Annotated in this window: 1 protein-coding gene; it reads left to right on the top strand. The window is 40.4% G+C overall.

Annotated elements, in window-relative coordinates; genetic code table 11:
• Positions 1 to 1,380, top strand: a 1,380-nt coding sequence (sabA, locus tag EWZ81_RS00015; protein ID WP_165548414.1) for a Hop family adhesin SabA/HopD, incomplete at both ends; no start/stop codon positions are given.

Genomic DNA, 1,380 nt, shown 5'->3' with positions numbered 1-1,380 from the left:
CTCTCTCTCTCTCTCTCGCTTGCGGTATCATCGCTCCACGCTGAAGACAACGGCTTTTTTGTGGGCGTGGGCTATCAAATCGGCGAAGCGGTGCAAATGGTCAAAAACACCGGCGAATTGAAAAATTTGAACGACAAATATGAGCAATTAAGCCAATCTTTAGCCCAACTGGCTTCGTTAAAACGAAGCATTCAAACGGCGAACAACATTCAGGCTGTCAACAATGCTTTAAGCGATTTGAAAAGCTTTGCGAGTAACAACCACACAAACAAAGAAACATCACCCATCTACAACACCACGCAAGCTGTTATCACTTCAGTATTGGCTTTTTGGAGTCTTTATGCGGGGAACGCTCTCAGTTTTTTTGTGAACGATTTGAATGATGGATCTAATGCTCCTCTTGGAAGAATCCATAAAGATGGGAACTGCACAGGATTACAACAATGTTTTATGAAACGAGAAACTTATAATAAAATGAAAGAACTTGCTGAAAACCTCCAAAAAGCTCAAGGCAATCTCTGTGCCTTATCAGAATGTTCTAGCGATCAGTCAAATGGAAACAAAACTTCCATGACTACAGCTCTTGAAACTGCGCAAAAGCTTATGGATTTAATCGAACAAGCCAAGGTTTCTATGGTGTGGAAAAATATAGTCATCGCAGGTGTTTCAAACAGAGCCGGTGGTGCTGGTGCTATCACATCCACTGGTCCTGTAACCGACTATGCGGTGTTTAACAACATCAAAGCGATGCTACCTATCTTGCAACAAGCGCTCAAACTAACTCAGAGCAACCACACCCTATCTACTAACTTGCAAGCTCAAGCTATGGGATCTCAAAAAAATCGTGAATTTGCTAAAGACATTTACGCTTTCGCCCAAAACCAAAAGCAAATTCTCTCTAATGCTTCAAATATCTTCAATCTCTTTAATTCCATTCCTAAAGACCAACTTAAGTATTTGGAGAACGCTTACTTGAAAGTGCCACATTTGGGTAAAACCCCTACTAACCCTTACAGACAGAATGTGAATTTGAATAAAGAAATTAATGCGGTTCAAAACAATGTGAACTATTATGGCAATCGGATTGATTCGGCTTTAAGCGTGGCTAGAGATGTTTATAATTTAAAATCCAATCAAACAGAGATCGTAACCGCCTATAACAACGCTAAGAATTTGAGCGAAGAGATTTCTAAACTCCCCTATAATAAGGTCAATGTAACAAACATCGTTATGTCGCCTAAAGATTCTACAGCGGATCAATACCAAATCAACCCAGAGCAGCAATCTCAGCTTAATCAAGCTTTAGCAGCGATGAGCAATAACCCCTTTAAAAAAGTGGGCATGATCAGCTCTCAAAACAATAACGGCGCAATGAATGGG

Origin of the sequence: Helicobacter pylori (assembly GCF_011140715.1) — a bacterium.
Lineage (GTDB): Bacteria > Campylobacterota > Campylobacteria > Campylobacterales > Helicobacteraceae > Helicobacter > Helicobacter pylori_DA.
Note: the sequence above shows the minus strand (reverse complement) of the source record. Positions and strands in the feature narration are given on the sequence as shown.